Annotated in this window: 12 protein-coding genes, 1 tRNA gene and 3 pseudogenes; 13 read left to right on the forward strand and 3 right to left on the reverse strand. The window is 56.0% G+C overall.

Annotation, left to right across the window (positions count from 1 at the left end):
• Positions 1-48: 48 nt before the first annotated feature.
• Both DW49_RS0106635 and DW49_RS0106640 read right to left on the reverse strand, forming a co-directional pair.
• The gene (locus DW49_RS0106635; protein ID WP_024419797.1) at positions 49-261 is read right to left on the reverse strand and encodes a cold-shock protein; all 213 of its coding nucleotides are present in this window, start codon (positions 259-261) and stop codon (positions 49-51) included.
• A gap of 305 nt (positions 262-566) precedes the next feature.
• Positions 567-872: a hypothetical protein gene (locus DW49_RS0106640; protein ID WP_005618351.1), complete on the reverse strand. Its 306-nt coding sequence runs from the start codon at positions 870-872 to the stop codon at positions 567-569.
• Positions 873-1,235: 363 nt separating this feature from the next.
• Here DW49_RS0106640 and thrS point away from each other — a divergent pair, with 363 nt between their 5' ends.
• From thrS to DW49_RS0106685, 9 genes are all read left to right on the forward strand, one after another.
• Positions 1,236-3,158 carry a threonine--tRNA ligase gene (gene thrS, locus DW49_RS0106645; protein WP_005618349.1) on the forward strand — a complete coding sequence of 641 codons (1,923 nt, stop codon included), beginning with the start codon at positions 1,236-1,238 and terminating at the stop codon, positions 3,156-3,158.
• On the forward strand, positions 3,158-3,709 hold the full coding sequence (infC, locus tag DW49_RS0106650) for a translation initiation factor IF-3 (protein WP_170846037.1): 552 nt from the start codon (positions 3,158-3,160) through the stop codon (positions 3,707-3,709). Before thrS ends, infC begins: the two co-directional genes overlap by 1 nt.
• A 60-nt stretch (positions 3,710-3,769) precedes the next feature.
• Positions 3,770-3,964 (forward strand): 50S ribosomal protein L35, encoded by a 195-nt coding sequence (gene rpmI, locus DW49_RS0106655; protein ID WP_002553160.1) that lies wholly within the window; start codon positions 3,770-3,772, stop codon positions 3,962-3,964.
• A gap of 29 nt (positions 3,965-3,993) precedes the next feature.
• Positions 3,994-4,350, forward strand: coding sequence for a 50S ribosomal protein L20 (gene rplT, locus DW49_RS0106660; protein WP_002553161.1), 357 nt, complete (start codon positions 3,994-3,996; stop codon positions 4,348-4,350).
• 103 nt (positions 4,351-4,453) lie between these two features.
• Positions 4,454-5,470, forward strand: coding sequence for a phenylalanine--tRNA ligase subunit alpha (gene pheS, locus DW49_RS0106665; RefSeq protein WP_005618304.1), 1,017 nt, complete (start codon positions 4,454-4,456; stop codon positions 5,468-5,470).
• Positions 5,471-5,498: 28 nt separating this feature from the next.
• Positions 5,499-7,877 carry a phenylalanine--tRNA ligase subunit beta gene (gene pheT / locus DW49_RS0106670; protein ID WP_024421140.1) on the forward strand — a complete coding sequence of 793 codons (2,379 nt, stop codon included), beginning with the start codon at positions 5,499-5,501 and terminating at the stop codon, positions 7,875-7,877.
• A 3-nt stretch (positions 7,878-7,880) separates the two neighbouring features.
• Entirely contained in the window at positions 7,881-8,183 is a 303-nt protein-coding gene (ihfA, locus tag DW49_RS0106675) for an integration host factor subunit alpha (RefSeq protein ID WP_005618300.1), read from the forward strand.
• Positions 8,164-8,520 (forward strand): MerR family transcriptional regulator, encoded by a 357-nt coding sequence (locus DW49_RS0106680; RefSeq protein WP_003382396.1) that lies wholly within the window; start codon positions 8,164-8,166, stop codon positions 8,518-8,520. The genes ihfA and DW49_RS0106680 overlap by 20 nt, the downstream gene beginning before the upstream one ends.
• 84 nt (positions 8,521-8,604) lie before the next feature.
• Positions 8,605-8,681 (forward strand) — tRNA-Pro (locus DW49_RS0106685).
• Between the two features lie 50 nt (positions 8,682-8,731).
• Here DW49_RS0106685 and DW49_RS0106690 read toward each other — a convergent pair.
• A complete protein-coding gene (locus DW49_RS0106690) occupies positions 8,732-9,094 on the reverse strand; it encodes a hypothetical protein (protein ID WP_024419795.1) in 363 nt (120 codons plus the stop codon).
• Between the two features lie 159 nt (positions 9,095-9,253).
• On the opposite strand from DW49_RS0106690, the pseudogene DW49_RS1000000134170 reads away from it, so the two are divergent.
• The 4 genes and pseudogenes from DW49_RS1000000134170 to DW49_RS0106705 form a co-directional block, all read left to right on the forward strand.
• Positions 9,254-9,352: pseudogene (locus DW49_RS1000000134170) on the forward strand (Mu transposase domain-containing protein); the annotation flags it as partial.
• Positions 9,341-9,508: pseudogene (locus DW49_RS0106695) on the forward strand (ATP-binding protein); the annotation flags it as partial. The pseudogenes DW49_RS1000000134170 and DW49_RS0106695, both read left to right, overlap by 12 nt.
• A 197-nt stretch (positions 9,509-9,705) precedes the next feature.
• Positions 9,706-10,419, forward strand: a pseudogene (locus tag DW49_RS0106700) (GMC family oxidoreductase); the annotation flags it as partial.
• Between the two features lie 192 nt (positions 10,420-10,611).
• Positions 10,612-11,313 (forward strand): hypothetical protein, encoded by a 702-nt coding sequence (locus tag DW49_RS0106705; RefSeq protein ID WP_024421038.1) that lies wholly within the window; start codon positions 10,612-10,614, stop codon positions 11,311-11,313.
• Positions 11,314-11,480 lie beyond the last annotated feature (167 nt).

The raw sequence follows: 11,480 nt of genomic DNA on the forward strand, positions 1-11,480 counted from the left end.
AAGTGAACAGCATTGCGTCAGTGACGGGGTTTTTTTGCGCCGAATGAATCAGTCAACGCGAACTTGTTCTGCTTGCATGCCTTTCTGGCCTTTAGCAGCAACAAAAGAAACGGTCTGGCCTTCTTTCAGGCTTTTGAAACCGTCGCTTTCGATCGCTTTGAAGTGTACGAACAGGTCGTCACCGCCACCTTGTGGAGTGACAAAGCCGAAGCCTTTTTCATCGTTGAACCATTTTACGGTGCCGGTTTGGCGATTAGACATGGTGTATCTCCAGAAACATAATTTTCAATAACGTGCTGCTCAGGCCAACTGGGCACACCGGGGTATCATAGTCGAAATGCGCAAAAAAACAGCTACTAAGGTCAGTACTTTGCGTAAAGGTCTCGTATAGGCAGCGCTTCATGCACTAAAAACGCCCGAGTGACCCCTTTAGCCGGGTTTCGACCGACCGGCACCGGCAACGCTGAAAGCCATGATTTCATTGGCTTTCAGCCGACTTGAGCCACGCCGGAGCTTACTGTTACAAGCGTTTGAATCGCTTGTTTTACCCTGGCAGAAAAAAATGATTATTTTGCTGCGGTGCAGTTTTCTGCGACCAGTTTCTGCAGTTTTGCGGTCAATGCGGCGGGTGGTGCGACGTCGGTTGCGCCTAGCGAGGCTATTTCCTTGTCGGTGAAATGACTGTCTACCTGTTTTGCGCCGCACTCACAGTGCGCCTTGGCAGTCTTGTCATCCAGCTTCTGTTGTTTGGCCGCTGCAACGCATTCCTGAGTGAACGTGGCGCGTGTGGCGCCGTCCATGGCGGCCTGGGCGCCCAGCGGTATCAGGGCGGCAGCGCAGGCGAGGAGGCTGGTCAGATTCGAAAACTTCATGGTGTTCTCCTATTGGCTGGAAAAAACGTACAGGGTCTCGATGGGTTCTGACGCCTGCAGGGCTTGTCAGTTCAGGTGGCGTGCTATTTCCGCTTCTTTTGCGTCGATGTACATCCTGCGCCGGCAGCACTGTGTTAGGATGCGCGTCCTGTTATTTTCAAGTGCGCCTTGGTTAGCGGTTTTTGGCCGGTAGCCTTTAGTGCAGCGCAAGCAGGTTTTTCGTACATTCCAGTCATCTGGTCCGGTTCAAGGTTGGCCCCAAGGCTCCTGCCACTGTGAGGCAGGCACACCACCGGATCACGTACTGGCTCATCCCAACCCACGTGACCTTTGGTAGGGGTCACCACTAGGAGAGGAGGCGCCATGCCAACTATTACTCTTCCCGACGGCAGTCAACGTTCATTCGATCATGCGGTTTCTGTAGCCGATGTCGCACTCTCAATCGGCGCCGGTCTGGCCAAGGCCACCGTTGCCGGTAAAGTCGACGGCAAACTGGTCGACGCCTGCGACCTGATCGAAAACGATGCAAGCCTGCAGATCATTACCCCCAAGGACGCAGAAGGGCTGGAGATCATCCGTCACTCCTGCGCTCACCTGGTAGGGCACGCGGTAAAGCAGTTGTACCCGACTGCAAAGATGGTCATCGGTCCGGTGATCGACGACGGCTTCTATTACGATATCGCCTACGAGCGCCCGTTCACGCCTGATGACCTGGCGGCGATCGAGCAGCGCATGCAGCAGCTGATCGAAAAAGATTACGACGTCATCAAGAAAGTCACCCCGCGCGCCGAAGTGATAAAGGTGTTCACCGCCCGTCACGAAGACTACAAGCTGCGTCTTGTAGAAGGCATGCCGGATGAGCAGGCCATGGGCCTGTATTACCACGAAGAATACGTCGACATGTGCTGCGGCCCGCACGTGCCGAACACCCGCTTTTTGAAGTCCTTCAAACTGACCAAACTGTCGGGTGCCTACTGGCGCGGCGATGCCAAGAACGAGCAATTGCAGCGCGTTTACGGCACCGCCTGGGCAGACAAGAAGCAACTGGCCGCTTACATTCAGCGGATCGAAGAAGCCGAGAAGCGCGACCATCGCAAGATCGGCAAGCGCCTCGGCCTGTTCCACACCCAGGAAGAAGCGCCGGGCATGGTGTTCTGGCACCCGCAGGGCTGGGCCCTGTATCAGGTGCTTGAGCAGTACATGCGCAAAGTGCAGCGCGAAAATGGCTACCTTGAGATCAAGACCCCGCAAGTGGTCGATCGCTCGCTCTGGGAAAAATCCGGGCACTGGGCCAACTACGCCGACAACATGTTCACCACCCAGTCCGAAAGCCGCGACTACGCCATCAAGCCGATGAACTGCCCGTGCCACGTGCAGGTGTTCAATCAGGGCCTGAAAAGCTACCGCGAGCTGCCGCTGCGTCTGGCCGAGTTCGGTGCCTGCCACCGCAACGAGCCGTCGGGTGCCTTGCACGGCATCATGCGCGTACGTGGTTTCACTCAGGACGACGCGCACATCTTCTGCACCGAAGACCAGATGCAGGCCGAATCCGCCGCGTTCATCAAACTGACGCTGGATGTCTACGCCGATTTCGGTTTCAAGGATATCGAACTGAAATTGTCCACTCGCCCTGAAAAGCGTGTAGGCTCCGACGAGCTTTGGGATCGTGCCGAATCGGCGCTGGCTTCCGCACTCGACAGCGCAGGCCTGCCTTACGACCTGCAGCCGGGCGAAGGCGCGTTCTACGGCCCCAAAATCGAGTTTTCCCTCAAGGATTGTCTCGGCCGGGTATGGCAATGTGGCACCTTGCAACTGGACTTCAACCTGCCTATCCGTTTGAGCGCCGAGTACGTTTCGGAAGACAACAGTCGCAAGAATCCGGTCATGTTGCACCGCGCAATTCTTGGGTCGTTCGAGCGTTTCATCGGAATTCTGATCGAGCATTACGAAGGCGCGTTTCCAGCCTGGCTGGCGCCAACCCAGGCAGTGATCATGAATATCACTGACAAACAGGCCGATTTTGCCCTTGAAGTGGAAAAAACTCTGGCTGAAAGCGGGTTTCGTGCCAAGTCCGACTTGAGAAATGAAAAGATCGGCTTTAAAATCCGCGAGCATACTTTGCTCAAGGTTCCTTATCTCCTCGTGATTGGAGATAGAGAGGTTGAAATGCAAACTGTCGCTGTGCGTACACGTGAAGGCGCTGACCTTGGCTCGATGCCGGTCGCCCAGTTCGCTGAATTCCTCGCACAAGCGGTTTCCCGGCGTGGTCGCCAAGATACGGAGTAATTATTATTAAGCGTGAAATGAGACAAGATAAACGAGCTGCACCCAAGGCCCCGATCAATGAGAATATCTCGGCCCGCGAGGTTCGTTTAATTGGCGCTGACGGCGAGCAGATTGGCATCGTCTCGATTGATGAAGCGCTTCGTATAGCCGAAGAGGCCAAGCTGGATCTGGTAGAGATTTCTGCCGACGCAGTACCTCCGGTCTGCCGTGTGATGGACTACGGCAAATCGATCTTCGAAAAGAAGAAACAGGTTGCTGCAGCGAAGAAAAACCAGAAGCAGATCCAGGTTAAAGAAATCAAGTTTCGTCCAGGGACGGAGGAAGGGGATTACCAGGTAAAACTACGCAACCTGGTACGTTTCCTGAGTGACGGGGACAGGGCCAAGGTATCGTTGAGATTCCGCGGTCGTGAGATGGCCCACCAGGAGCTGGGTATGGAATTGTTGAAGCGGGTTGAAGGTGACCTTCTTGAATACGGTTCCGTCGAACAGCATCCTAAGATGGAAGGACGCCAGCTGATCATGGTCATCGCCCCGAAAAAGAAGAAATAACCACCAGGGCACGGCAGGCCTTGCGGTTATATTTATCAACTGAATGCGGAGTATCCGAACATGCCAAAGATGAAGACTAAAAGTGGTGCAGCTAAGCGGTTTTTGAAAACTGCTAACGGCATCAAGCACAAACACGCTTTCAAGAGCCACATCCTGACCAAAATGTCGACAAAGCGTAAGCGTCAACTGCGCGGTAGCAGCTTGCTGCATCCGTCTGACGTGGCAAAAGTCGAGCGCATGCTGCGCCTTCGTTAATTTTGATCAAGATATAGAGGAAGTAACTCATGGCTCGTGTAAAGCGTGGCGTCATTGCCCGTAAGCGTCACAAAAAAATTCTGAAACTTGCAAAAGGCTACTACGGCGCGCGTTCACGCGTATTCCGTGTTGCCAAGCAAGCGGTAATCAAGGCAGGCCAGTACGCCTACCGTGACCGTCGTCAGAAAAAACGTCAGTTCCGCGCTCTGTGGATCGCTCGTATCAACGCTGGTGCTCGTGTTAACGGTCTGTCCTACAGCCGTTTCATTGCTGGCCTGAAAAAAGCGTCCATCGAGATCGACCGTAAGGTTCTGGCTGATCTGGCAGTGAACGAAAAAGCGGCGTTTGCTGCGATTGTCGAGAAAGCTAAAGCCACTTTGGCCTAAGTCCCCGACAATCACTGGCCCCGGTTTCCGGGGCCGGTGTTAAACGTCATAAATAGGGGAAGAGCCTTCAGCTCTTCCCCTATTTTGTATCTGGAGTCTGTACATGGAAAACCTGGACGCGCTGGTCTCTCAAGCTCTTGAGGCTGTGCAAAGCGCCGAAGATATCAATGCCCTGGAGCAAATCCGGGTTCACTACCTCGGCAAGAAAGGCGAGTTGACTCAGGTGATGAAGACCCTGGGGAACCTGCCGGCTGAAGAGCGTCCGCACGTCGGCGCGCTGATCAACGTTGCCAAGGAGCGTGTCACAGAGGTCCTCAATGCACGCAAGGCGTCGTTCGAGCAGGCAGAACTGAGTGCCAAACTCGCCGCCGAATGCATCGACGTGACCCTGCCTGGCCGTGGCCAGACCTCCGGTGGTCTGCACCCGATCACCCGCACTCTGGAACGTATCGAACAATTCTTCACGCACATCGGCTACGGCATTGCCGAAGGCCCGGAAGTCGAAGACGACTACCACAATTTCGAGGCGCTCAACATCCCTGGCCATCACCCGGCCCGGTCGATGCATGACACCTTCTATTTCAACGCGAACATGCTGTTGCGCACCCATACCTCGCCGGTACAGGTCCGCACCATGGAATCGCAGCAGCCGCCGATCCGCATCGTCTGCCCAGGCCGTGTGTACCGCAGCGACTCCGATATCACCCACTCGCCGATGTTCCACCAGATCGAAGGTCTGCTGGTCGATCGCGACATCAATTTTGCCGACCTGAAAGGCACCATCGAAGAGTTCCTGCGGGTGTTCTTCGAGAAAGAGCTGGCTGTGCGCTTCCGTCCTTCGTATTTCCCGTTCACCGAGCCGTCGGCGGAAGTGGATATGGAATGCGTGATGTGCAGTGGCAAAGGCTGCCGCGTCTGCAAACAGACCGGCTGGCTGGAAGTCATGGGTTGCGGCATGGTTCACCCGAACGTGCTGCGCATGTCCGGCATCGACCCAGAAGAGTTTCAGGGCTTCGCGTTCGGCATGGGCGTAGAGCGTCTGGCCATGCTGCGTTACGGCGTCAATGATTTGCGCCTGTTCTTCGACAACGATTTGCGGTTCCTCGCGCAATTTCGCTAAGTCGTAACGAACCTTTCAGGAGAGCAGGATGAAATTCAGTGAACAATGGCTGCGCGGCTGGGTAAGCCCGCAGGTTTCCCGCGACGAGCTGGTTGCTCGTCTGTCGATGGCCGGTCTTGAGGTTGACAGCGTGACGCTGGCCGCCGGCATTTTCACCGGTGTCGTGGTGGGCGAGGTGCTGAGCACCGAGCAACACCCTGATGCCGACAAGTTACGTGTGTGCCAGGTCAGCAATGGCAGCGAAACCTTTCAGGTCGTCTGCGGTGCGCCAAACGTGCGCCCGGGCCTGAAAATTCCGTTCGCCATGATCGGTGCCGAGCTGCCGGGCGACTTCAAGATCAAGAAGGCCAAGCTGCGCGGCGTCGAGTCCAACGGCATGCTGTGTTCCGCTGCCGAATTGCAGACCGGTGAAGGCAATGATGGCCTGATGGAGCTGGCGGCTGATGCGCCGGTCGGTCAGGACATTCGTGTCTACCTGGGCCTGGATGACGCCAGCATCGAGGTCGACCTGACCCCGAACCGTGGCGACTGCCTGTCGGTGGCCGGTCTGGCACGTGAAGTCGGCGCGCTGTACGCCGCCGACGTCACCCGCCCGCAAATCGCTGCTGTCAGCGCTGTACATGATGAAGTGCGTCCGGTTGAAGTGCTGGCGCCAGTTGCCTGCCCGCGCTACCTCGGCCGCGTGATCCGCAATGTCGACCTGTCGCGTCCGACCCCGCTGTGGATGGTTGAGCGTCTGCGTCGTTCCGATGTGCGCAGCATCGATGCCGCTGTCGACATCACCAACTACGTAATGCTCGAGCTGGGTCAGCCTCTGCACGCGTTCGATCTGGCTGAAATCAACGGCGGGATTCGCGTACGCATGGCCGAGGAGGGCGAGAAGCTCGTTCTGCTCGACGGCCAGGAAGTCAGCCTGCGTGCCGACACTCTGGTCATCGCCGACCACCAGCGCGCACTTGCCATCGCCGGCGTGATGGGCGGCGAGCACAGCGGCGTAACGGCCGGTACTCGCGACATCTTCCTTGAAAGCGCGTTCTTCGACACCATTTCGGTGGCGGGCAAGGCGCGTTCCTACGGCCTGCACACCGATGCCTCGCACCGCTATGAACGTGGTGTTGACTGGCAACTGGCCCGTGAAGCGATGGAGCGGGCCACTGGCCTGCTGCTGGAAATCACCGGGGGCGAAGCCGGTCCTGTGATCGAAGTGGTCAGCGAACAGCACCTGCCGTCGATTGCGCCGGTCACGCTGCGTGCCAGCCGTGTCGAGCAAATGCTCGGTCTGGTCATCGAGAACGCCGAGATAGAGCGTCTGCTGACCGGTCTTGGCCTGACAGTGTCTGCCGAAGCTGACGGCCAGTGGCGTGTAGACGTGCCAAGTCATCGTTTCGATATCAGCCTTGAAGTCGATCTGATCGAGGAACTGGCACGTCTTTACGGCTACAACCGCCTGCCGGTTCGTTACCCGCAAGCCCGTTTGGCCCCGCAAGCCAACGCCGAAGCCAAAGGCGATCTGCCCGAGCTGCGTCGTCTGCTGGTTGCGCGTGGTTATCAGGAAGCGATTACCTACAGCTTCATCGACCCCAAGTGGTTCGAGCTGTTTTCGCCGGGCGTCAAGCCACTGTTGCTGGCCAACCCGATCTCCAACGACATGGCCGCCATGCGCGCCTCGTTGTGGCCGGGTCTGGTCAAAGCGCTGCAGCACAACCTCAACCGCCAGCAAGACCGCGTCCGCATGTTCGAAAGCGGCCTGCGCTTCGTCGGTCAGCTTGACGGCTTGAAGCAAGAGCCGATGCTGGCCGGTGTGGTATGTGGCAGCCGACTGCCGGAAGGCTGGGCACAAGGTCGCGATGCGGTCGATTTCTTCGACGTCAAAGCCGATGTCGAAGCGGTTCTGGGTTTTGCCGGTGCGCTGGGTGAATTCACCTTCACGCCGGGTCAGCACCCGGCTTTGCACCCTGGCCAGACTGCGCGCATTTTGCGCGACGGTCGTGAAGTCGGCTTCTTGGGTGCCATCCATCCGGAGTTGTCAAAAAACCTGGGTCTGGATCGTCCGGTGTTTGTTTTCGAGCTGGTGCTGGCCGAAGTTGCCACAGGCCGTTTGCCCAAATTCCACGAGTTGTCGCGCTTCCCTGAGGTGCGCCGCGACCTGGCGCTGCTGGCTGATCGCGACGTTTCCGCCAGTGCCGTTCTGGACGTAATTCGTGAAAATGCAGGCGAGTGGCTCACAGACCTCAGGTTATTTGATGTTTACCAGGGTAAAGGCATTGATCCACATAGAAAAAGCCTTGCAGTCGGCTTGACCTGGCAGCATCCATCGCGCACTCTTAATGACGATGAGGTAAACGCAACGACACTTGCTATCCTCACCTCGCTGGAGGAGAGGTTAAACGCCACGTTAAGGAAGTAGCGTATGGGGGCTCTGACGAAAGCTGAGATGGCCGAACGTCTGTACGAAGAGCTGGGCCTGAATAAACGGGAAGCCAAGGAATTGGTCGAACTGTTTTTTGAAGAAATCAGGCACGCTCTGGAAGATAACGAGCAGGTGAAGTTGTCAGGTTTCGGCAATTTCGACCTGCGAGACAAGTGCCAACGGCCTGGGAGAAATCCCAAGACCGGTGAAGAGATCCCGATCACGGCGCGCCGTGTGGTCACCTTTCGTCCAGGGCAGAAGTTGAAAGCCCGAGTTGAGGCATATGCTGGAACCAAGTCATAACGACGAGCTACCGCCGATCCCTGGCAAACGCTACTTCACCATCGGTGAGGTCAGTGAGCTCTGCGCGGTAAAACCGCACGTTCTGCGTTATTGGGAACAGGAATTTCCTCAGCTCAACCCCGTCAAGCGACGCGGAAACCGCCGGTATTATCAGCGCCTAGACGTGCTGATGATCCGCCAGATCCGCGGTTTGCTCTACGATCAGGGCTTCACCATCGGCGGAGCCCGCTTGCGTCTCACCGCCGGCGAACCGAAGGACGATACCCAGCAGTACAAGCAGATGATTCGGGAGATGATCGCCGAACTGGAAGACGTCCTGGTCATGCTCAAGGCTTAATCGAGCAAGATACTTCCATAATTCAAATGCTTAGGGTATATTTCTCAACGTTTTCGCAGGTTGCAAAACAGATACACGCCTAGTCGGGGCGTAGCGCAGTCCGGTAGCGCACTAGCATGGGGTGCTAGGGGTCGAGTGTTCGAATCACTCCGTCCCGACCATATTTTGTTAAGGGGATCAGTCACTTACGGTGCTGATCCCCCTTTTTAATTTACGGCCTGCGCAAAACACGCGCAAAACTGGCGCAAAACCATTTGGCTAGTTCGAGTTGGGGTGGGGTATGAATCTTGATTTCAGCACAGTCCATGAAGGCAAATTTGAGAAACACTTCGGCGCAGATATGGACGACGTTTCCCTTGTCCTTAAAAGCCATTTGTTCCTCGAAGAAATGCTCCGCTCTTTCTGTTTTGAGATGGTCCCGCAGCCTCGATACCTCGCAGAATCCAGACTCACTTTTGCCCAGGTCGTAGACTTGTCGCGGGCGCTGTATCCAGTGGAGCTCAAGCTGGGTTGGTTGAGTGAGCTGTGGCCGCTTGCAGATCGAATCAACCGTATACGAAACTTGATGGCCCATGCACTGGATCCTGATCCGGTGAAGTTAGCGAACCATCGAGAAGTCTTTATATCTACAGTCAAGTCTAGGTTTAGAGGCTCCGAAGCTTACGAGTGTTGCTCAGTCCGAACTCAATGACAGCTGCTTTACGCGATATGCTGCGGTCGCGCGCGGCCTTTACGCGTCCATATCGACTATCACGTTGAGGTCGATGGCCACTTTTACTCGGTGCCATACCAGTTGGTGAAGCACCAACTCGAAGTGCGGCTCACCGCCCAGATGCCGATGGACAAATGGCATGCGCTGATCGGCGACCCGACCTTGGGCGATGCGATCCTCGACCGGCTGGTGCATAACGCTTATCGGATAGAACTGAAGGGTGAATCGATGCGCAGGCGCGCAACGAAATTGACGTCGGCAGGTGCTTCAGACTAACAATGCAAACCTGCGTCGCTGCGCTCCGACTGCCTGGCCGGATGAGCGTGGAATAGGTGGCCGGATGTTGGCGGGCTGGGCGGCCGGATGGTGTGGAATGCGCAACCAATCCATGCGGCCTCGGCGAACTGAACGTCACCGACATTGTTGGTGTATTGATACGGGTAGGCTCGCCCGTAGAACCGGTACTTGGCCGCTACTACAAGGCCAGCATCCCGACCCTGAATGACCAGCTCGGCTCGCTGTTGGGGCAGTTCAAGCTCGGTCTTGAATACCTGTTGACCCGCAAAGGCGCGTTGGCCATGAGCGTCAACCAGGCAGGCGGTTTCTTCCGTGGCACCGACGCCCAGCCCCATCCGAACCTGCAACTGTACTTCAACCCGTTGTCGTACCAGATCCCGAAAAACAACAAGGCCAGCCTCAAGCCTGAACCGTACTCAGGCTTTCTGCTGTGCTTCAACCCGTGCCGCCCCACCAGCCGAGGGCGCATCGAGATTGCCTCGAACAACCCGCGCGAAGCAGCGTTGATCGACCCCAATTACCTGAGCACGCAAAAAGACATCGACGAAGTGATTCAAGGCAGCCGCCTGATGCGCAAAATCATGCAGGCCCCCGCGCTCAAGCGCATCACCGTTGCTGAAATGCAGCCGGGGCCAGTGGTCGAAACCGATGAGCAGATGTTGCAGTATTTTCGCGAGAACTGCGGCTCGATCTACCACCTGTGCGGCTCCTGCGCGATGGGCACAGACCCGCAGGCATCAGTGGTCGACAAACACCTCAAAGTCCACGGGCTGGAAGGGCTGCGGATCGTCGATGCTTCGGTCTTTCCGAACGTCACCAGCGGCAACACCCATGCGGCGGTGCTGATGGTGGCGGAGAAGGGGGCTGATTTGATTTTGCAGGATGCCTGAAGCGTGTTTTTCGCTCAACAATACCCCGGCACTCCCAATGTCTCGGCCGCTTTGTAGCGGCAGGAGCGATAAAGCCATTCTATTGGGCCTCACCGTCAGACGAAGTAATAAAAAGCAGCGACAGTAGAGCCTACGAAAAATTATCAGTATCCTGCGCCACACTCAAATAATGTGATGCAGGGAGGCTGATATATGGTTACTCGACGCTGGAGTTATAGACTTGTACTGGGCTTTTTGCCGCAGTTTTGCTTCGCCAGTCCGTCTCAAATAGATTCGCGCGGAGAAAGCTTTTATCAGCAGGCAGTCCCCTATTTACAACAGGCTAATAGCAAGCTTGAGGCAGTGACGGCTATTCCTGCAACTGCAAGTGAGCAGGAGAAAAAACACTCGCTGGATCTTGTCGACGAGGGTGCTGCATCGCTTAAACCGGCAATCGCTTTGCTTGAGCAGGCAGTGACATTCGGCCATCCCGTAGCCCAGTATCGTCTCGGGCTGATCTATACGATGTTGTATGAAAGCGACGTGATAAAAGAGAAGGCGTGTCCTTTATTTGAACAAAGCCTGGCTCAGGGTTTCGCTCCTCCAGCACTTCAGATCGCATCATGGTGTCTGACGCTCACTGATAAGACCAAGTATCAGGAGTCATTACAAGCGATAGAAGCCCGAATGCCCCAATATGAAAAATATTTTCCACAGCCTGCTGTGAAACTTGAATGCAGGCGCGAAGAGCCTGTGGGGCTGGCTATGCAGTGGGGTAGCAGCCTTGACTATCAGGCAGAAATTTACTGGTTATTAGGGGACAGTAACCGTGCTCTGCGCTCGGACTATTACCAGAAGGCTCTCGATATCAACGACTGTTACAAGGTTAAGAGGCGTATGGGAGCGCAAAAATAATCGTTACGAGTGATGTTGATCCGATGGCTTGTGCCAGTCATCAAGGTAAGTCGAAGAACATTCAATGTTGGCGCTGATTGAAAACTGACCCACCCTGCCGATTGAAAATTGACCCAGGACGGATTGCTGATTTCTGTCCCAGCAATTGTGGATAAGCTTAGCAGCAG

The organism is Pseudomonas avellanae BPIC 631 (genome assembly GCF_000444135.1).
GTDB classification, from domain to species: Bacteria; Pseudomonadota; Gammaproteobacteria; order Pseudomonadales; family Pseudomonadaceae; genus Aquipseudomonas; species Aquipseudomonas avellanae.

Bases quoted from the DNA above. Each gene is read 5' to 3' on its own strand.
- rplT (WP_002553161.1), top strand. From the start codon at position 3,994: ATGGCTCGTGTAAAGCGTGGCGTCATTGCCCGTAAGCGTCACAAAAAA.
- DW49_RS0106635 (WP_024419797.1), bottom strand. From the start codon at position 261: ATGTCTAATCGCCAAACCGGCACCGTAAAATGGTTCAACGATGAAAAA.
- rpmI (WP_002553160.1), top strand. From the start codon at position 3,770: ATGCCAAAGATGAAGACTAAAAGTGGTGCAGCTAAGCGGTTTTTGAAA.
- DW49_RS0106680 (WP_003382396.1), top strand. From the start codon at position 8,164: ATGCTGGAACCAAGTCATAACGACGAGCTACCGCCGATCCCTGGCAAA.
- thrS (WP_005618349.1), top strand. From the start codon at position 1,236: ATGCCAACTATTACTCTTCCCGACGGCAGTCAACGTTCATTCGATCAT.
- ihfA (WP_005618300.1), top strand. From the start codon at position 7,881: ATGGGGGCTCTGACGAAAGCTGAGATGGCCGAACGTCTGTACGAAGAG.
- DW49_RS0106690 (WP_024419795.1), bottom strand. From the start codon at position 9,094: ATGGGCCATCAAGTTTCGTATACGGTTGATTCGATCTGCAAGCGGCCA.
- DW49_RS0106640 (WP_005618351.1), bottom strand. From the start codon at position 872: ATGAAGTTTTCGAATCTGACCAGCCTCCTCGCCTGCGCTGCCGCCCTG.
- DW49_RS0106705 (WP_024421038.1), top strand. From the start codon at position 10,612: ATGGTTACTCGACGCTGGAGTTATAGACTTGTACTGGGCTTTTTGCCG.
- pheS (WP_005618304.1), top strand. From the start codon at position 4,454: ATGGAAAACCTGGACGCGCTGGTCTCTCAAGCTCTTGAGGCTGTGCAA.
- pheT (WP_024421140.1), top strand. From the start codon at position 5,499: ATGAAATTCAGTGAACAATGGCTGCGCGGCTGGGTAAGCCCGCAGGTT.